This window comes from Streptomyces sp. NBC_01198, assembly GCF_036010485.1.
Classification (GTDB): domain Bacteria; phylum Actinomycetota; class Actinomycetes; order Streptomycetales; family Streptomycetaceae; genus Actinacidiphila.
The window spans coordinates 7,520,208-7,542,106 of record NZ_CP108568.1 but is presented as its reverse complement, the minus strand read 5'-3'; the positions used below and the strand labels follow the sequence as shown (position 1 = coordinate 7,542,106).

The following is a 21,899-nucleotide window of genomic DNA, read 5'->3' as shown; positions in this document are numbered from 1 at the left end:
CCCGCACCCGCCAGGCCCCGGCCGCCCATGGCGACGCGCCGCTCCGAGAGGAATGAGACCTGATGGACACCGAAGAAAAGCTCCGCACCTATCTCAGGCGTGCGATGGCCGATCTTCAGCAGGCTCGCGAGCGCCTGCACGACGTCGAGGCGGAGCGGCACGAGCCGATCGCAATCGTGGGGATGGCCTGCAGGTTCGCGGGCGGCGTACGCAATCCGGACGAGCTGTGGTCGCTGCTGGCCGAAGGAACCGACGCCACCGGGCCCTTCCCCACGGACCGCGGCTGGGATCTGGACCGCCTCCACGACCCCGACCCCGACCACCTCGGCACCAGTTACGCGCGCCGGGGTGGATTCCTCGATGACGCGGCCGAGTTCGACGCCCCCTTCTTCGGGATCAACCCGCGCGAGGCGTTGGCCACGGACCCGCAGCAGCGGCTGCTGCTCCACACCGCCTGGGAGGCACTGGAGAACGCCCGGCTGGACCCGACCACGCTGCGCGGCACCCGGACCGGCGTCTTCACCGGCGTGATCGCCCAGGAGTACGTGCCAGGCAGCCGCGACGCGTCAGGCACGGCCTGCGAGGGGTACCTCCTCATCGGTAACACGGCGTCGGTCGCGTCCGGGCGGGTGGCGTACACGCTCGGCCTTGAGGGGCCCGCGGTCAGCGTGGACACCGCGTGCTCGTCGTCCCTGGTCGCGCTGCACTTCGCAGCGCAGTCGCTGCGCCGTGGCGAGTGCTCGCTGGCACTGGCCGGCGGCGTGACGGTGCTGCCCAGCCCGAACCCCTTCCTGGAGTTCAGCCGGCAGCGCGGGCTGGCTCCCGACGGCCGCTGCAAGCCCTTCTCGGACAGCGCCGACGGCTTCAGCCTCGCCGAAGGCGCGGGCCTGGTCCTGCTGGAACGGCTCTCGGACGCCGAGCGGAACGGGCACCGTGTGCTGGCCCTCATTCGTGGCAGCGCGGTCAACCAGGACGGTGCGAGCAACGGCCTCACCGCTCCCAACGGGCCCTCCCAGGAACGGGTGATCCGGGCGGCGCTGGCCGACGCGCGACTGACCACGGGCGACATCGACGCCGTCGAGGCCCATGGGACGGGGACGCCCCTGGGGGATCCCATCGAGGCGCAGGCCCTCCAGGCCACCTACGGGAAAGACCGCCCGGCCGAACGGCCGCTGCTGCTGGGCTCGGTGAAGTCCAACATCGGCCACGCCCAGGCCGCCGCCGGGATCGCGGGGGTCATCAAGATGGTCCGCGCGCTACAGGAAGGGAAGTTGCCCGCCACCCTGCACCTCGACACGCCCTCAGGACACGTCGACTGGAGCGAGGGAAGCATCGCACTCACCCAGACGGCCGTCACCTGGCCCGAGGTGGACCGGCCGCGACGCGCGGCCGTCTCCTCCTTCGGGATCAGCGGCACCAACGCCCATCTCATCCTGGAGCAGGGGCCGGACACAGGAGAGGTGGCGCGGCACGAGGTCGGGACGAACCGGGACGGCGCGGAGTCGGCTGCGGTTCCGGTGGTGCTGTCCGGGCGCACGGCGGATGCGCTGGTGGCGCAGGCGGAGCGGCTGCGAGGCGCGCTGACGCGGAGTCCTGAGACGCCGGTCGCCGATATCGCGCTGGCGACGCTCACGACGCGGACGCATTTCGAGCACCGGGCGGCGATCGTCGCGTCCACCCGGGAGGACCTGACCGAGGCACTGGACCGCCTCGTGAAGGGCGAACCCTCACCCGACCTCTACACCGCCATCGCCCCGCCCGAAACACCGAAGACGGTGCTCGTCTTTCCCGGTCAGGGCTCGCAATGGCCCGGTATGGCGCAGGAGTTGCTGCGGACCGACCCGGCGTTCGCCCAGCACATCGAAGCCTGCCACCACGCCCTGGCACCCTTCACCGACTGGCACCTCATCGACACCCTCAACCAAGCCCCCAGCTCCGCAGATCCGGAACGTGTCGACGTCATCCAGCCCATGCTCTGGGCAACCATGATCTCCCTGGCCCGCCTCTGGCAACACCACGGCCTCACACCCTCAGCCGTCATCGGCCACTCCCAAGGCGAAATCGCCGCAGCACACATCGCCGGCGCCCTCACCCTCAACGACTCCGCCCGCATCATCGCCCTCCGCAGCCAGACCTTCAGCTCCATCGCCGGCCGAGGCACCATGCTCCACGTCCCACTACCAGCAGACGAGATCACCACCCGACTGCCCCAACACCCCGGCGTCACCATCGCCACCCTCAACAGCCCCATCAGCACCACCCTGTCCGGCGACACCGACGCCATCCACCACCTCCACCAGGCACTACAAGACGAGCATGTCGACAGCCGCCTCGTCCCCGTCGACTACGCCTCCCACTCCCCCCACATCGACCCCCTCAAAGACCAGATCCTCCGCGACCTCGCACCCATCACCCCCCAGCCCGCGACCATCCCCTTCTACTCCACCACCCGACCCCAACCCGACCCCACCGACACCACCACCCTCAACCCCACCTACTGGTACGACAACCTCCGCCAACCCGTCCAACTCCACACCACAACCACCCACCTCATCACCACCGGACACACCCTCTACATCGAACCCAGCCCCCACCCCGTCCTCACCCACGCCATCCACCAAACCGCCGAAAACCACCCCCACGGACAACCCATCACCGCCCTCGGCACCCTCCGCCGCAACCACGGCGGACCCACCCAACTCACCACCGCCCTCGCACACGCCCACACCCACAACGCACCCCTCACCTGGACCAACCACCCCGCACTCCACCACGCCCACCCCACCGACCTCCCCACGTATGCGTTCGAGACGAGTCGCTACTGGCTGATGCCGTCCGCCAACGCGGGCATCAGTGACCCGGGAGGAGTCGGCCAGCAGGCGGTGGCGCACGCCCTGCTGGGAGCAGCCGTCCACTTGCCGGATGGCGGAGTGCTCCACACAGGGCGGATTTCCCTCACCGAGCATCCGTGGCTCGCGGACCACGCCGTCGGCGGCACCGTGCTGCTGCCGGGAACGGCGTACGTGGACATCGCACTGCACGTGGCTGACGCCGTCCGGGCCGACGTGGTCGAGGAGTTGACGCTCGAAGCGCCGCTGGTGCTCACCGAGCGGCGGGCCGTGCAACTGCAGGCGACGGCGGCCGCGGCGGACGACACCGGCCGGCGGACCCTCACCGTCCACTCCCGCCCCGAGCCGCCCGACGCCGACGACCCCGGCACCACCACCTCGTGGACCCGCCACGCCACCGGCACCCTCACACCCTCCCAGGCGCCCGCCCCGAGTCGGCCGAACGCCCCCTGGCCGCCCGCCGGCGCCACCCCGCTCGACCTCACCGACGCCTACGCGGCCCTCGCCGGTCGCGGATACGAGTACGGCCCGGCCTTCCAGAACCTCACCGCCGCCTGGCAGCACGGTGACGACTTCTACGCCGAAGTCGTACTCGAACCCTCCGACACGACGGCTGACGCCGGCTCGGCCGACAGCGACACCGCCGATGCCTTCGCCGTCCATCCGGCGCTGCTGGACAGCGCGTTGCACCCGTTGGTGCTTGCAGCGGAGGGCGGGACTCGACTCCCGTTCGCCTGGAACGGGGTACGCCTGCACGCCACCGGCGCCACGGCTGCCCGCGTCCACCTGACCCGCACCGGCGAGGACTCCCTCGCTATCGAGCTCACCGACCCGGCCGGACACCTGGTGGCCGACGTCGAACGGCTCACCACCCGCCCGCTGGACCCAGCCGCGCTGGCCGCCCTGGGGGCCGCGGACCGCGACGCCTCCCTCTTCCGTGTCGAGTGGACTCCGCTCCCGATCGCCGACCCGTCTGCGGACGCGCCACGTTGGACGGTCTGGGGGGACGAGGATCCGTTCGGGCTCGGCGTGCCCGCGCAACACGACCTCGACGCCTTCGCCACAGCCGGACCGGAGGCGGCTCACGACGCCGTCCTGCTCGTGTTCGCCTCCGCGAACACCGCAGGCGACGTGGTGGCACAGGCGCACTCCGCCGCCGAAGACGTGCTCCTGCGCCTCCAGGACTGGCTGGGCCGAGCCGAGTTGGCAGCCGTCCCACTCGTGGTGGTCACCCGCAACGCCGCACCCGCCGAGCCCGCCGACGACCCGGATCTCGTGCAGGCCACGGTGACCGGCCTGGTGCGGACGGCGCAGAGCGAGCACCCGGGACGGATCACGCTCATCGACCTGGACGACCATCCCTTCTCCACCGCCGCGCTCGCAGCGGCCGTGGCCGCCGCACAGGGTGCCGACGAGCCCTACGCCGCCGTGCGCAAGGGCCAGGTGCTCACCCCCCGGCTGACGAACTCGCCACTGCCCACCCTCACCGCCCCTGCTGCGGACAGCGGTGCGTGGCGGCTGGAGCTGAGCTCGCCCGGCAGCCCCGACCACCTGGCGCTGCTGCCAGCCCCCGACCTCGACAAGCCCCTCGAACCGGGCCAGGTCCGCATCTCCTTGGAAGCGGTGGGCCTGAACTTCCGGGACGTGCTGATCACCCTGGGCATGTACCCCGAGCCCGCACCCCACCTCGGCTCGGAGGGGGCCGGTGTCGTCACCGAAGTCGGCCCCGACGTGACCGGCCTCGAAGTCGGCGACCGGGTGATGGGCATCCTCACCCACGGCACCGCGACCACCACCGTCACCGACCACCGGCTGGTCATCCCGGTGCCCGACGGCTGGACGGCAGCTCAAGCGGCGTCGGCGCCCGTCGCCTACGCGACGGCGTATTACGCGCTGGTGACACTGGCGGATCTACAGGCGGGCCAGAACCTGCTGATCCACACCGCGACCGGCGGCGTCGGCCAGGCAGCCACCCACCTCGCCCGCCACCTCGGCGCCCACACCTACGCCACCGCCAGCCTCCCCAAACACCACACCCTCACCACCGAACTCGGCTACGCACCAGAGGACATCGCCAACTCACGCACCCACGACTACGCCGACCGCTTCCTCGCCCGAACAAGTAGCGCAGGCATGGACGTCGTCCTGCACTCCCTCGCCCACGAACACACCGACACCACCCTGCGGCTGCTCCCACACGGCGGCCACTTCATCGACATGAGCAAGACCGACATCCGCGACCCCGCCACCATCACCGCCCAACACCCCGGCACCCACTACCAGGCCATCGACCTCAACGACGCCGGACCAATGGGGATCCACGCGGTGTTGGACGCTCTACGTGTGCTGTTCCAGGTCGGCGCGCTGCCTCCACTGCCCACCGTGACATACCCGATCGCCCGTGCACCCCAGGCGCTGCGCCACCTCAGCCAGGCGCGGCACACCGGCAAGCTCGCCCTCACCCTCCCCCGGCAGCCGCACCCCGACGGCACCACGCTGATCACCGGCGGCACCGGCGCCCTCGCCGGGATCACCGCCCTCCATCTTGCCGAACACCACGGCCACCGGCGTTTTCTCCTCGCCAGCCGCTCAGGACCGAAGGCCGAGCGGGTGGACGAGTTGACCCGACGCCTCGCGGAGTTCGGCGCCAGCGCGACCGCGGTGGCCGCGGACACGGCCGACGCCGATGACGTCTCCACGCTGCTGGCAGCCGTTCCCGACGGCCACCCGGTCACCACGGTCGTCCATGCCGCCGGGACCCTGCACGACGCCACGTTCAGTGCCCTCACCCCCGAGCAGTTGCACGGCGTCCTCACCCCGAAGGTCGACACCGCCCACCACCTGCACACTGCCGACCTCCCCCAGCTCCGCGAGTACGTGCTCTACTCGTCGGCTGCCGCGACCTTCGCCAACCCCGGCCAGGCCAACTACAACGCCGCCAACGCCTTCCTGGACGCACTCGCCCACCACCGGCACCGCCACCACCAGCCCGCCATCAGCCTTGGCTGGGGCCTGTGGGAGGACACCAGTTCCCTCACCGAGAACCTGGACTCCGGGCAGCACCGGCGGCTCGCCCGCCACGGCGTCTCCGCCCTCGCCACCTCGCACGCCCTCACCCTGCTCGACACCGCGCTCGCGGCGCCTGATCCGCTGCTCGTCCCGGTCGGCCTGGACGCGCGACGGCTGGACCCCGGCGTGGTACCGGCTCTGCTGCGCGGCCTCGTCAGGGCTCCGGGGCGGCGACGTGCGGCAGGTGCCCTGGCTGGTGGGGCGGACAGCAGAGCCGCGGGCCTGGCGGACCGGCTCGCGAGGCAGTCGCCGGGCGAGGGCGCCGAGACGGTGCTGTCGCTCGTGCGGGCCCACGCCGCCACGGTGCTCGGGCACTCCGCCCCGGACGCCGTCGATGCCGGCCGGGGCTTCCTCGACCTCGGGTTCGACTCGCTCACGGCGGTCGAACTGCGCAACCGGCTCGGTGCGGCGACCGGCCTGCGGCTCGGCAGCACCCTGCTGTTCGACTATCCGACGGCCGGGGCGCTCGCCCGGCACCTGTACGCCGAACTCGTGCCCGACAAAGCGGAGTCGGAGGCCTCACCCGCGGCCCTGATCACCGACCTCGACCGGTGGGAGGCGGCGTTGAGGGCCCCCGGCCTTGACCACGACGCACGCGCGACGGTCGCCGCACGGTTGCGCACCCTGCTGGCGACCGTGACCGGGCGCGACGACGATCCGAACGGCGGCCCGGACGCCGAGGACCGTATCGCCGACGCGACCGACGACGACCTTTTCGCCTACATCGACAACGAGTTGGGCGCTCCCTAGGCCGTGTCCCCGCTCACGACCCCTGGATCTCCGCTCATGGGAGATCGTCCTTCACCTACCGAGGGCTGATACCGGATGGCGAACGAAGAGAAGCTCCGCGACTACCTCAAGCGCGTGACGGCCGACCTCCAGCAGGCGCGCCGCCAGTTGGGCCAGGTGGAGGCAGCACGGCGCGAGCCGATTGCGATCGTGGGAATGGCCTGCCGGTTCCCGGGCGACGTACACACCCCGGACGAGCTGTGGTCGCTGCTGGTCGCGGAGACCGACGCCACCGGCCCGCTGCCGGACGACCGGGGCTGGAGCCTGGAGGAGCTGTACGACCCGGACCCCGACCGTACCGGGGCCTCGTACGCGCGTACCGGTGGATTCCTGCACGACGCAGGGGAGTTCGACGCCTCGTTCTTCGGGATCAACCCGCGCGAGGCGCTGGCCACGGACCCGCAGCAGCGGCTGCTGCTGCACACCGCCTGGGAGGCGCTGGAGAGCGCCCGGCTGGATCCGACGACGCTGCACGGGACGCGGACCGGCGTCTTCACCGGCGTGATCGCCCAGGACTACGCGGCCCGACTCGCCCCCGAGCACGCCCACGACCTGGAGGGTTATCTGGCCACCGGCAATACGACGTCGGTCGCGTCCGGGCGGATCGCCTACACCCTCGGGCTCGAAGGCCCGACCCTCACCGTGGACACGGCCTGCTCGTCGTCCCTGGTCGCCATCCACCTCGCCATGCAGGCGCTGCGCAACGACGAGTGCGGGCTCGCGCTGGCCGGGGGCGCCACGGTGATCTCCGCCCCGAACCCCTTCCTGGAGTTCAGCCGGCAGCGCGGGCTGGCTCCCGACGGCCGCTGCAAGCCCTTCTCGGACAGCGCCGACGGTTTCAGCCTCGCCGAAGGCGCGGGCCTGGTCCTGCTGGAGCGGCTCTCGGACGCGCGCCGGAACGGTCACCGTGTACTGGCCGTCATCCGCGGCAGCGCGGTCAACCAGGACGGCCAGAGCAGCCAGTTGACCGCGCCGAACGGGCCGTCCCAACAGCGGGTGATCCGGGCGGCGCTGGCCGACGCGCGACTGACCACGGGCGACATCGACGCCGTCGAGGCCCATGGGACGGGGACGCCCCTGGGGGATCCCATCGAGGCGCAGGCACTCCAGGCCACTTACGGGCAAGACCGCCCGGCCGAACGGCCGCTGCTGCTGGGCTCGGTGAAGTCCAACATCGGCCACACCCAGGCCGCCGCCGGGATCGCCGGGGTCATCAAGATGGTCCGCGCCCTCCAGGAAGGGCAGCTGCCCGCCACCCTCCACCTCGACACGCCCTCAGGACACGTCGACTGGAGCGAGGGAAGCATCGCACTCACCGACCGCGCCACCCGCTGGCCGGACGTCGACCGACCGCGACGCGCGGCCGTCTCCTCCTTCGGGATCAGCGGCACCAACGCCCATCTCATCCTGGAACAGGCGCCGGTGGAAGAGGACGAACCCGCGGTCGCTGCCCCGGGGTCACACTCGGTAATCGGGCCTTGGCTGCTGTCCGCCCGTACGCCCGAGGCCCTCACCGACCAGGCCCGCCGCCTGCACGCCCATCTCGACCAGCACCCCGAGCAGGACCCGCACCACATCGCTGCCGCCCTGGCCACCACCCGCACCCGCTTCGCCCACCGCCTCGCCGTCACCAGCACCACCCGCGACGACCTGGCCACGGCGCTGGACAGCTTCGCGAAAGGTGAGCCGTCACCCGACGTCTACCAGGCCGTTGCGGCGGCGGACGTACCGAAGACGGTGCTGGTCTTCCCCGGCCAGGGCTCCCAGTGGCCCGGTATGGCACAGGAGTTGCTGCGGACCGACCCGGTGTTCGCCCAGCACATCGAAGCCTGCCACCACGCCCTGGCACCCTTCACCGACTGGCACCTCATCGACACCCTCAACCAAGCCCCGGGCTCGGCCGACCCGGAACGTGTCGACGTCGTCCAGCCCATGCTCTGGGCGACGATGATCTCCCTGGCCCGCCTCTGGCAACACCACGGCCTGGCCCCTTCAGCTGTCATCGGTCACTCCCAAGGCGAGATCGCCGCAGCGCACATCGCCGGCGCCCTCACCCTCAACGACTCCGCCCGCATCATCGCCCTGCGCAGCCAGACCTTCAGCTCGATCGCCGGCCGGGGAACCATGCTCCACGTCCCGCTACCAGCAGACGAGATCACCACCCGACTGCCCCAACACCCCGGCGTCACCATCGCCACCCTCAACAGCCCCATCAGCACCACCCTGTCCGGCGACACCGACGCCATCCACCGACTGCACGAAGCACTACAAGGCGAGCGTGTCGACAGCCGCCTCGTGCCCGTCGACTACGCCTCCCACTCCCCCCACATCGACCCCCTCAAAGAGCGGATCCTCCGCGACCTCGCACCCATCACCCCCCAGCCCGCGACCATCCCCTTCTACTCCACCACCCGACCGGACACCGACCCCACCGACACCACCACCCTCAACGCCACCTACTGGTACGACAACCTCCGCCAACCCGTCCAACTCCAAGCCACAGCAAGTCAGCTCATCACCACCGGACACACCCTCTACATCGAACCCAGCCCCCACCCCGTCCTCACCCACGCCATCCACCAAACCGCCGAAAACCACCCCCACGGACAACCCATCACCGCCCTCGGCACCCTCCGCCGCAACCACGGCGGACCCAGCCAAATCGCAGGTGCGCTGGCCCGCGCCCACGTCCACAACGCCCCCCTCGACTGGACCACACACTTCGCCGACACCCCCGCCACCGACCTCCCCACCTACGCCTTCCAGACCACCCACTACTGGGTGAGGAGCAGTGCTGGGACGGGCGACGTGGCACAGGCCGGGCTCAGCCGCACCCGGCATCCGCTGCTCGGTGCGGTGGTGCGACTGGCGGAGGACGGCGGCTCGGTGCTGACCGGACGGCTGTCGGTACGCGACCACCCGTGGCTGGCCGACCACGCCGTCGCCGGTACGGTGCTGCTGCCCGGCACCGCCTTCGTCGAACTCGCGCTGCACGCGGGCGAGGACACCGGCCACGACACCGTAGAAGAGCTGACCCTCGAAGCTCCGCTCGTGCTGCACTCCCAGAGCGCGGTCCAGCTCCAGTTGACTGTCGGCGCACCTGACGAGGCCGACCGCCGCAGCCTCACAGTCCATTCGCGGCCCGAGCCGCCCGACGCCGACGACCCCGGCACCACCACCTCGTGGACCCGCCACGCCACCGGCACCCTCACACCCTCCCAGGCGCCCGCCCCGAGTCGGCCGAACGCCCCCTGGCCGCCCGCCGGCGCCACCCCGCTCGACCTCACCGACGCCTACGCGGCCCTCGCCGGTCGCGGATACGAGTACGGCCCCGCCTTCCAGAACCTCACCGCCGCCTGGCAGCACGGCGACGACCTCTACGCCGAGCTCGACCAGGGCGACGGCGCCGATCCCCAGGCCTACGGCATCCACCCCGCGCTCCTCGACGCCGCCCTGCACCCGCTGGCGCTGGCGGCGGACGGGGAGACGCGGCTGCCCTTCGCGTGGAACGGGGTACGGCTGCACGCCACCGGCGCGACGGCCGCGCGCGTCCACCTGACCCGGCTGGGTGAGGACGGGGTGGCCATCGAGATGTCGGACGCGACGGGGCAACCTCTCCTCACAGTCGAGCAGTTGGCGACGCGGCCGTGGAATCCGGCGGCTCTCGGCGCCGCGGTGGCGGCACGTCGCGACACCTCCCTCTACAGGGTCGAGTGGACCGCGCTCCCGCTGGCGGACACGGCCGTGGACACAGGCCGTTGGGTGATCTGGGGAGACGAGGATCCGGCCGGACTGGGCCTGCCGAGGCACCCGGAGCTCGATGCCATGGGCGACCCGGCACCCGCCACGGCGCTGCTGTTCGTGAGCCCGCAGGGCGGTGTGGACGTGGTGGGACAGGCGCACGCGGCCGCCGAGGACGCACTGCTACGGCTCCAGGAGTGGCTGGACCGACCGGACGTGGCGGATACGCACCTGGTGGTGGTGACGGTGAACGCCGCACCCGTCGAGCACGCGGACGATCCGGATCTCGTGCAGGCCACGGTGACCGGCCTGGTACGGACGGCGCAGAGCGAGCACCCGGGACGGATCACGCTCATCGACCTGGAAGGCCACCCCTTCTCCACCCGGGAACTGGTCCGCGCGATCACCGCAGCCCGGGCGGCGGAGGAGCCGTACACCGCGCTGCGCAAGGGCGAGTTGTACACGCAACGGCTGACGAACAGCCTGCAGAGCCGGCTCACGATCCCCTCTGTGGATGCCGGCGCCTGGCGGCTGGGACTCACGTCACCCGGCAGCCCCGACCGGCTCGCGCTGCTGCCGGCGCCCGACCTCGACAAGCCCCTCGAACCGGGCCAGGTCCGGGTCTCCTTGGAAGCGGTGGGCCTGAACTTCCGCGACGTGCTGATCACCCTGGGTATGTATCCCGAACCCGTGCCCCACCTCGGATCGGAAGGCGCCGGTGTCATCACCGAAGTCGGCCCCGACGTGACCGGCCTCGAAGTCGGCGACCGCGTGATGGGCATCCTCACCCACGGCACCGGCGCCACGACCGTGACCGACCACCGCGTACTCACCAGGGTGCCGCAGGAGTGGACGTCCGCGGAGGCGGCCTCGGCGACGCTGGCCTACGCGACGGCGTACTACACCCTCGTCACCCTGGCGGACCTCAAGGCCGGGCAGAACCTGCTGATCCACACCGCGACCGGCGGCGTCGGCCAGGCAGCCACCCACCTCGCCCGGCACCTGGGCGCCCACACCTACGCCACCGCCAGTCTCCCCAAACACCACACCCTCACCACCGAACTGGGCTACGCACCAGACGACATCGCCAACTCACGCACCCACGAATACGCCGACCACTTCCTCGCCCGCACCGACGGCCACGGCATGGACGTCGTCCTGCACTCCCTCGCCCACGAACACACCGACACCACCCTGCGGCTGCTCCCGCACGGCGGCCACTTCATCGACATGAGCAAGACCGACATCCGCGACCCCGCCACCATCACCGCCCAACACCCCGGCACCCACTACCAAGCCATCGACCTCAACGACGCCGGACCGGATGTTCTGCGGGACATCCTCGGCACGCTGCACCGGCTGTTCGCCGACGGCACACTTCCGCCGCTGCCGACCACCGCCTACGCCATCGAGGACGCCCCCCGGGCGCTGCGCCACCTGAGTCAGGCCCGGCACACAGGCAAGCTCGCCCTCACCCTCCCCCGGCAGCCGCACCCCGACGGCACCACGCTGATCACCGGCGGCACCGGCGCCCTCGCCGGACTCACCGCCCTGCATCTCGCCGAACACCACGGCCACCGGCACTTCCTCCTCGCCAGCCGCTCAGGACCCAAGGCGCCCCAAGCGGTTGCCCTCCTCGACCAACTGGCGGAGCACGGTGCCACGGCCACCGTCACGGCCACCGACACCGCCGATCCCGGCCAGCTGGCCGCGCTCCTGGCCACCGTCGGCGACGACCGCCCCATCACCACCGTCGTGCACGCCGCCGGCACCCTCAACGACGCAAGTTTCACCGCTCTGACCCCCGAGCAGCTGCATGCGACCCTCACCCCCAAGATCGACACCGCCCACCATCTGCACGCCGCCGGCCTTCCGTACCTCCACCAATACGTGATCTACTCCTCCGCAGCCGCAACGCTCGCCAACCCCGGGCAGGCCAACTACAACGCCGCCAACGCCTTCCTGGACGCCCTCGCCCACCACAGGCACCGCCACCACCAACCCGCGACCAGCCTCGCCTGGGGGCTTTGGGAGCAGACGAGTGCGCTGACCGGCGCCCTCAGCGCGGTCCAGCGCCAGCGCCTCAACCAGCAGGGACTGCGGGCGCTTTCCACTCCACGCGCCCTCGACCTCCTCGACTCCGCGCTCGCCGCACCGGACGCACTGCTCGTACCGGTCGAGCTCGACGCCCGGCGGCTGGACCCCGCCCTCGCGCCGGCCGTTCTGCGCGGCCTCGCCCGGCGTCCGAGCCGGCGGACGGCAGCGGGCAGGACGGTGGGCGGCGGGACGACCACGGACGCGCTGCGGCAGCAGTTGCGGCGGCAGCCGGCAGCGGATCAGAGCGAGACACTGCTGAGGCTGGTCCGTACGCAGGCGGCCGCGGTGCTCGGCCACCCGGACGGCGCGGACGCCATCCAAGTGGACGCGGCTTTCAAGGAGTTGGGCTTCGACTCACTGACCGCGGTGGAGCTGCGCAACCTGCTGGGCGCGGCCACCGGTCTGCGGCTGCCCACGACAATGATCTTCGACTACCCGAGCCCCGCTCGCCTGGCGGCCCACCTGCGGGACGAGTTGGTGGATCCGGCCACCGGCGGCTCGGGCAACGCCGGCGCCCTGGGTGTCGCTCAGACGCGTCCGGCCGGTGGCGCCGCCGGCGCGGCGGACGAACCGATCGCGATCGTGGGGATGTCCTGCCGCTTCCCGGGCGGGGTACGCAACCCGGAGGAGCTGTGGTCGCTGCTGACCGAAGGGGCCGACGCCACCGGGCCGTTCCCCACCGACCGGGGCTGGGACCTGGACCGCCTCTACGACCCCGACCCCGACCACTTCGGCACCACGTACAGCCGCGGTGGCGGATTCCTGCACGACGCGGGCGACTTCGACGCGGACTTCTTCGGGATCAACCCGCGCGAGGCGCTGGCCACGGACCCGCAGCAGCGGCTGCTGCTACACACCGCCTGGGAGGCACTGGAGAACGCCCGGCTCGACCCCGCCGCTCTGCACGGCAGCCGCACCGGCGTCTTCACCGGCGTCGTGGCGCAGAACTACGCGGGCCAGATCAGCGCCGAGAACACGCAGGAGTTGGAGGGGTACCTCGCCACCGGCAACACGACGTCGGTGGCGTCCGGCCGGATCGCCTACACCCTCGGCTTCGAGGGCCCGGCGATGACGGTCGACACCGCGTGCTCGTCGTCACTGGTGGCCATCCACCTGGCCGCCCAGGCGCTGCGCGGCGACGAGTGCACGCTCGCGCTGGCCGGCGGCGCGACGGTGATGGCGGTGCCGAGCCCGTTCCTGGAGTTCAGCCGGCAGCGGGGTCTGGCTCCCGACGGCCGCTGCAAGCCCTTCTCGGACAGCGCCGACGGCTTCAGCCTCGCCGAGGGCGTCGGAATGGTGCTGCTTGAGCGGCTGTCGGACGCCGAGCGCAACGGGCACCGCGTGCTCGCCGTCCTGCGTGGCAGCGCGGTCAACCAGGACGGCGCCAGCAACGGCCTCACCGCACCCAACGGCCCTTCCCAGGAACGCGTCATCCGCCAGGCCCTTGCCAACTCCGGCCTCGCACCAGGGGACATCGACGCAGTCGAGGCGCACGGGACGGGGACGCGGTTGGGCGACCCGATCGAGGCGCAGGCACTCCAGGCCACTTACGGTAAGGATCGCCCGGCCGAACGGCCGCTGCTGCTGGGCTCGGTGAAGTCCAACATCGGCCACACCCAGGCCGCCGCCGGGATCGCCGGGGTCATCAAGATGGTCCGCGCCCTCCAGGAAGGGCAGCTGCCCGCCACCCTGCACCTCGACACGCCCTCGGAGCACGTGGACTGGAGCTCCGGAACCATCGCACTCACCCAGACGGCCGTCACATGGCCCGAAGTGGACCGCCCGCGCCGGGCAGGAGTCTCCTCCTTCGGGATCAGCGGCACCAACGCGCACCTCATCCTCGAACAAGCCCCTGAGACAGCGGAGTCGGCAGCTCCGGTGGAGCGGCCAGCCTTCGGGCCCTGGCTGCTGTCCGCCCGCACTCCCGAGGCCCTCACCGACCAGGCCCGCCGCCTGCACGCCCATCTCGACCAGCACCGCGAACAGGACCCGCACCACATCGCTGCCGCCCTGGCCACCACCCGCACCCGCTTCCCCCACCGCCTCGCCGTCACCAGCACCAACCGCGACGACCTAGGCGGGGCGCTCGGCGATTTCGTCAACGGCCGGCCGCACTCGGACCTTTACGCGGCCGTCGCGCCCTCAGGGATACCGAAGACGGTGCTGGTCTTTCCCGGTCAGGGCTCGCAATGGCCCGGCATGGCACAGGAGTTGCTGCGGACCGACCCGGTGTTCGCCCAGCACATCGAAGCCTGCCACCACGCCCTGGCCCCCTTCACCGACTGGCACCTCATCGACACCCTCAACCAAGCCCCCAGCTCCGCAGACCCGGAACGTGTCGACGTCATCCAGCCCATGCTCTGGGCAACCATGATCTCCCTGGCCCGCCTCTGGCAACACCACGGCCTCACCCCCTCAGCCGTCATCGGCCACTCCCAAGGCGAAATCGCCGCAGCACACATCGCCGGCGCCCTCACCCTCAACGACTCCGCCCGCATCATCGCCCTCCGCAGCCAGACCTTCAGCTCCATCGCCGGCCGAGGCACCATGCTCCACGTCCCACTGCCCGCAGACGACCTCGAACAACGCCTGACCCAACACCCCGGCGTCACCATCGCCACCCTCAACAGCCCCATCAGCACCACCCTGTCCGGCGACACCCACGCCATCCACCACCTCCACCAGGCACTACAAGACGAGCATGTCGACAGCCGCCTCGTCCCCGTCGACTACGCCTCCCACTCCCCCCACATCGACCCCCTACGCGAACGCATCCTCACCGACCTCGCACCCATCACCCCCCACGCATCCACCATCCCCTTCTACTCCACCACCCGACCGGACACCGACCCCACCGACACCACCACCCTCAACCCCACCTACTGGTACGACAACCTCCGCCAACCCGTCCAACTCCACACCACAACCACCCACCTCATCACCACCGGACACACCCTCTACATCGAACCCAGCCCCCACCCCGTCCTCACCCACGCCATCCACCAAACCGCCGAAAACCACCCCCACCGACAACCCATCACCGCCCTCGGCACCCTCCGCCGCAACCACGGCGGACCCACCCAACTCACCACCGCCCTCGCACACGCCCACACCCACAACGCACCCCTCACCTGGACCAACCACTTCACCGACACCCCCACCACCGACCTCCCCACCTACGCCTTCCAGACCACCCACTACTGGGCGAAGTTGGCGGCAGGGAGCGGTGACCCGAGCGGGTTGGGGCAGCAGGCAGCGAATCATCCGTTCCTCGGGGCTTCGGTGCACCTGCCGGACGGCTCGGCACTGTTCACCGGGAGGTTGTCCACGGCGGACCATCCCTGGCTGGCGGACCACGCCGTCGGCGAGACCGTGCTGCTGCCCGGCACCGCCCTCGTCGAACTCGCGCTGCACGCAGGGGAGAACACCGAACAGCAGGCGATCGAGGAGCTGACGCTCGAAGCTCCACTCGTCCTGCGCGACGGCCGGGCGATCCAGCTCCAGGTCACGCTGGGCGCGTCCGACGATGCCGACCGGCGCACCCTCACCGTCCACTCCCGCCCCGAACCCGGCACCGACACGGCCCACGACGACCCCGACGCCACCGCCTGGACCCGGCACGCCACCGGCACCCTCACCGCTGCCGCGGCCGCGGGCTCCGCGTCAGCTGCGGGCGGCACCGTATGGCCGCCCGCGGGTGCGACGCCGATCGACCTCGCCGACGCGTACGGCATCCTCGCCGACCACGGCTATCTCTACGGGCCGGCCTTCCAGAACCTCACAGCGGCCTGGCAGGACGGCGACGAGCTGTACGCCGAGGTCGGCCTCGCCCCGGACCAGCAGGCGCAGAGCGCGCGGTTCGGCGTGCACCCGGCGCTGCTGGATGCGGCGCTGCACCCGCTGGCGCTGGCGGCGGACGGGGAGACGCGGCTGCCGTTCGCGTGGAGCGGGGTGCAACTGCACGCCACCGGTGCCACGACTGCCCGCGTGCACCTGACCCGCACCGGCGAGGACTCCCTCGCTATCGAGCTCACCGACCCGGCCGGACACCTGGTGGCCGGCGTCGAACGGCTCACCACCCGCGTACTGGACGCCGAACAGGTCGCGGCCATCGGGCGGCAGCCGGTGGAGGGCCTGTACCGGGAGGAATGGGCGCGGCTGGCGGTCGAACCGGTCGAGCCGAGCGCCGTGGACGTCTCGCGGTGGGCGGTGCTGGGCGAGGCCGGGGAGGGGGCTCCGGGCCGGGTGTATGCCGAGCAGGCCGCGGTGCCTGACGGCGACGAGCGGCCGGACACGCTGGTGCGCTTCCTCTGCCCGGCCGCCGACGACGTCCCTCCCGCGGACGGTGCCTCTCCGGACATACCTGCCCAGGCACATGCCGCGGCCGAGGCGGCGCTACTGTCGCTGCAGTCCTGGCTGGCCGACGACCGCCTGCTGGACGTGCACCTCGTCCTGGTCACCCGCGGCGCCGCCGTGGTGGATCCCGCCGAGGACCCGGACCTGGTGCAGGCCACGGTGACCGGGCTGGTGCGGACCGCGCAGAGCGAGTTCCCGTGGCGGATCACGCTGGTCGACACCGATGGCACGGCGGAGTCGGCGCAAGCGCTGGCAGGTGTGGTCGCGGCGGCCCGGGCGGCGGGCGAGCCGTATGTCGCGGTCCGCGCCGGTACGGCCTACGGGCTGCGGCTGGCACGCCATCTCCCGCAGGCGGACGACGCGGCGGCAGTCCGGAGCACCCCTCACCCCGAGGGCACCACGCTGATCACCGGCGGCACCGGCGCCCTCGCCGGACTCACCGCCCTGCACCTCGCCGAACACCACGGCCACCGACACTTCCTCCTCGCCAGCCGCTCAGGACCCGACTCCCCCACCGCAACCGACCTCACCACCCGACTCACCCAACTCGGCGCCACAGCCACCCTCACCGCCACCGACACCGCCGACCCCACCCAACTCACCCAACTCCTCGCCACCATCCCCGACAACCACCCCATCACCACCATCATCCACACCGCAGGCACCCTCAACGACGCCACCCTCACCACCCTCACCCCCCAACAACTCCACGCCACCCTCACCCCCAAAATCGACACCGCACACCACCTCCACACCGCACACCTCCCCCACCTCCACCACTACCTCCTCTACTCCTCCGCAGCCGCCACCCTCGCCAACCCCGGCCAAGCCAACTACAACGCCGCCAACACCTACCTCAACGCACTCGCCCACCACCGCCACACCCACCACCAACCCGCCACCACCCTCGCCTGGGGCCTCTGGCAACACACCAGCACGATGACCGGCAGCCTCGACACCGGACGCCGCAGGCGGCTCAACCAGCACGGTCTCCAGGCCCTGGCCACACCGCACGCCCTCACGCTCCTCGACACCGCGCTGGCCGCCCCTGACCCGGTGCTGCTGCCGGTCAGCCTCGACACCCGGGCGCTGCGGGCGCTCTCACCGACGCCCGCGCTGCTGAGGCAGCTGGTGCGGCGGCCCGCGCGCCGGGCGCAGGACGGGCCCGCAGGGGTGGCGGCGCTGGCCGGGCTGCCGCCCGAGGAGCAGCGGGGCGAGGTGGCGCAGTTGGTACGTGGCACGGTCGCCGCGGTTCTGGGGCACGCGGATCCGTCCGCGGTGGACGTCGAACGGCCGTTCAAAGAGCTGGGGTTCGACTCGCTGACCGGGGTCGAGCTGCGCAACAGGCTGGACGCGGCGACCGGGCTGCGGATGCCGGCGACGCTGGTGTTCGACGAGCCGACGCCGTCCGCGGTGATCGAGTTCGTACTGGGGCGGCTGGCGGACTCGCGGCCGGGCCCGGCGGCCCAGCTGTTCGCGGAGCTGGACCGGGTGGACGCGGCGGTCGCCGGCTTCGGCGCCGCCGACGAGGGGGCACGGGAGAAGGCGCTGGCCCGGCTGCGCGGCATCCTGTGGAGCCTGGAGGAGGCCGCGGGCGGCGGCTCCGCCGCCGGGGTGGCCGCGGGCGTGGCGGCGCCGTCCGACGGGGCCGACATCAGCACGGCGACCGCCGAGGACCTGCTGGATCTGATCGACCGGGAGTTCGATCTCGGCGGCTCGGCGGCGGAGGGTGCGTGAGCCGACGGCCCTGCCGCACCAGCCCGCTCACCCGACGCGCCGACCGTGTCACGAGCCGCGCCGACAGGTCTCCGTAAGGCGGACTTTAGCGCTGCTTATGAGCATGGGGCAGTACGGCCACGGAGCAGTGTCCACGCCACCACCGCACCACCACCCTCATCGCCCTATAGCTGATCTCGCCGAGAGGACCAGGATGTCCGTGCCCGAGGAGGATGTGTTCGGGTTGCTGCGAGCGGGGCTCGCGGTCAGCGGGTACCCGCGCCTGCGGGGGCTGCTCGCCGGTCTGCCCGACGCCGAACTGCAGCGAGCCGGGCGCCTGTTGGCGCGCCTGGATCCGGCGGAGATACTGCGCGAGCACCCCGGCACGCCGGTGGTGAAGGTCGCCGTCACCGGTCATGGCACGCTGTCGGCGCTGGTGCCCGCGCTCACCGCGCAGGCGGCCAGGCACGGATTGCTGCTGCGTCCGCACACGTCGGCCTTCGACAGCTGGATCTTCGAGCTGTCAGACCCCGACAGCGCGCTGTACGCGGCCGACGCCGACCTGACGCTCTGCGTGCTCGACCCCTTCGTGGTCTTCGACGAGGTGCCGGTCCCGTGGGGGCCCGAGGATGTCGAGCGGGTGCTCGCCGAGAAGCTGGCCACGCTGGAGCGGCTGGTGAAGACCTTCGACGCGGCTGGCCGTGGCGGCGTGCTGGTCGTCAACACGATCCCGCTCCCGAGGCGTTGGACCGCGCAGCTGGTGGACCTGCGGTCGCGGGCGGAGCTGGGCGCGATGTGGCGGGAGGCCAACGCGCGGCTGCTGCGGCTGGCGGGGGCCTCCGTCGCGGTGGTCGACCTCGACCCGTTGCTGGCCGAGGGCCTGCCGGTCACCGATCCGCGGCTGAGCGCGTACGCCAGGGAGCACCTGTCGCCGGAGCTGACGGCGGCCTACGCCCGCGAGGTGGTCCACCTGGCCCGCGGCGGGGCGGGGCGGACGAAGAAGGCGCTGGTGGTCGATCTGGACGAGACGTTGTGGGGCGGGATCCTCAGCGAGGAGGGAGTCGACGGCATCGAGATCGGCGAGGGCTTCCGGGGTGAGGCGTTCGCGGCGTTCCAGCGGGTGGTCAAGCAGATCGGCTCGCAGGGCGTGGTGCTCGCGGTGGCCAGCAAGAACGACGCCGGGCCGGTCGCGCAGGCCCTGCGTGACCGGGCCGGAATGGTGCTGCGCGAGGAGGACTTCGTCCGGGTGGCGGCCAACTGGCGGCCCAAGCACGACAACCTGACGGAGCTGGCCGCCGCGCTGAACATCGGTGTCGACAGCCTGGTCTTCGCCGACGACAGCCCCTTCGAGTGCGGCCTGGTCGGGCGGCAGTTGCCGGAGGTGGCAGTGGTGCGGCTGGACGACGAACCGGCGCTGCACATCGAACGGCTGCTGGCGGACGGCTGGTTCGACGTTCGCGAGGTGACCGCCGAGGACCGGGCGCGTACGTCCCGCTACCGCGACGAGCTGGCGCGGGCGGACTTCCGCGAGGGCTTCACGTCGGTGGGCGACTACCTGGCGGAACTGGACATCCGGGTGGAGCTGGCGGTGCCCACCGAGCGGGAGGTGCCACGGGTGTCCCAACTGACTCTGCGCACCAATCAGTTCAACCTCACCACCCGCCGACTGCAGCCTGCCGAGGTGAGCGCGTGGATCGCCGACCCGGCCGGTCTCGTGCTGCGGATCGCCTCCTCGGACAGATTCGGCGAGAACGGCCTGGTGGGCGCGGTCTTCGCCCGCTGGGAGGAGAAGGTGCTGCGGATCGACAACGTGGTGCTGAGCTGCCGGGTGTTCTCCCGCGGTATCGAGCAGACCTGCCTGGCCGCGGTGCTGGCGCACGCCAGGGCCTCGGGGGCGTCCGCGGTCGCGGGCGGCTACCGGGCGTCGGCGAAGAACGCGATGGTCAGGGACTTCTATCCGCGGCACGGTTTCACCCCGCAGGACGGGGGGGACGAGGCCGCCGCGTCCTTCCTGCACGACCTGCACGACACGGCCGATCCGCCGGCGCACGTACGGCTGACGACGACACTGAGCGGAGTAGCGCGATGACCGAGGGCAGGACGACGGCCGGCAGCGTTCCGACGGCGGGCGCCGCCAACGACGTCGAGGAGCTGAAACAGTTCGTCGAAGTGCACGCCAAGGCGCAGCAGTTGAGTCCCGACCGGTATCACCCGCTGCTGGCACGGATCACCGACGACGGCGAGGGCACCCCGGGGTCGTGGGTCTACGAGTGGAGCCGGGAGGGCGCCCGGGCCGAGGCGGCGGGCCGGCTGCTGGAGGCCAGCCGCTACTACAACATGGCGCGCTTCCCGTTCGTGAACGGCCCGGCCCGCCAGCAGGCACTGGATCGCTGTGTCGCCGCCTTCGACGCCTGGCGCGGCACCCGGAAGGGCATCGAGCGCCTGGACGTGGACCTGCCGGCCGGGCGGGTGCGCTGCTGGACCTCGGGGCTGCCCGCGGCCGGCTCCGGCGGGAAGCACCGGCCGCTGCTGCTGGTCACCGGCGGCATCGTGAGCGTGAAGGAGCAGTGGGCGCCGATCCTGGTGCAGGCCACCCGGCTGGGCGTGGCGGGCGTGGTCGCGGAGATGCCCGGGGTCGGCGAGAACACCCTCCCGTACGACGAGGACAGCCCCGCGATGCTGTCGGCGATCCTGGACGCGGTCGGCGAGCGGGCGGACACCGCGCGGACGTATCTGGTGGCGTTGAGTTTCAGCGGTCACCTGGCACTGCGGGCCGCGGCGGCCGACCCCCGGATCAGGGGTGTGATCACCGCGGGTGTGCCGGTCAGCGCGTTCTTCGCCGACCGCGCCTGGCAGGCGCGGGTGCCGAGGGTCACCGTCGACACGCTGGCGCACCTGCTGGGCACGGCGCCCGAGGGGGTCGGCGACCGGGTGGCCGGGTGGGGCCTGACCGACGGTGAACTGGCCGCGCTGGACGTGCCGGTGGCGTGCCTGTGGAGCCGGCGCGACGAGATCATCCCGGCCGCGGACCCGCAGGCGCTGCGGCGCTCGGTGCGGCGGCTCGACCTGGTGGACAACGACGACGTGCACGGCTCGCCGTCGCATCTGCTGGAAACCCGGGTGTGGGTGCTGCTGTCGCTGTTGCGGATGCTCGGCGTGCGGGACGTCAAGCGGTTGGTCTTCGGCGCACTGTGGCGTGCGCTGCGGCTGGCCGGCCGGCGGCGCGGCAACTGACCGCGGCGCGGACGCGGGAGAGGGTGGGAGTGGCCATGGCGGACGAGG

The 21,899-nt window shown here is 71.9% G+C and carries 4 protein-coding genes; all 4 read left to right on the top strand.

Annotated elements, in window-relative coordinates; all coding sequences use genetic code 11:
• Positions 1-59: 59 nt before the first annotated feature.
• Positions 60-6,668: an SDR family NAD(P)-dependent oxidoreductase gene (locus OG702_RS33610; RefSeq protein WP_442814758.1), complete on the top strand. Its 6,609-nt coding sequence runs from the start codon at positions 60-62 to the stop codon at positions 6,666-6,668.
• A gap of 114 nt (positions 6,669-6,782) precedes the next feature.
• Entirely contained in the window at positions 6,783-18,638 is an 11,856-nt protein-coding gene (locus OG702_RS33605; RefSeq protein WP_442814757.1) for an SDR family NAD(P)-dependent oxidoreductase, read from the top strand.
• A 193-nt stretch (positions 18,639-18,831) separates the two neighbouring features.
• Entirely contained in the window at positions 18,832-20,706 is a 1,875-nt protein-coding gene (locus OG702_RS33600) for an HAD-IIIC family phosphatase (RefSeq protein ID WP_327292731.1), read from the top strand.
• On the top strand, positions 20,703-21,851 hold the full coding sequence (locus tag OG702_RS33595) for an alpha/beta hydrolase (RefSeq protein ID WP_327292730.1): 1,149 nt from the start codon (positions 20,703-20,705) through the stop codon (positions 21,849-21,851). Before OG702_RS33600 ends, OG702_RS33595 begins: the two co-directional genes overlap by 4 nt.
• Positions 21,852-21,899 lie beyond the last annotated feature (48 nt).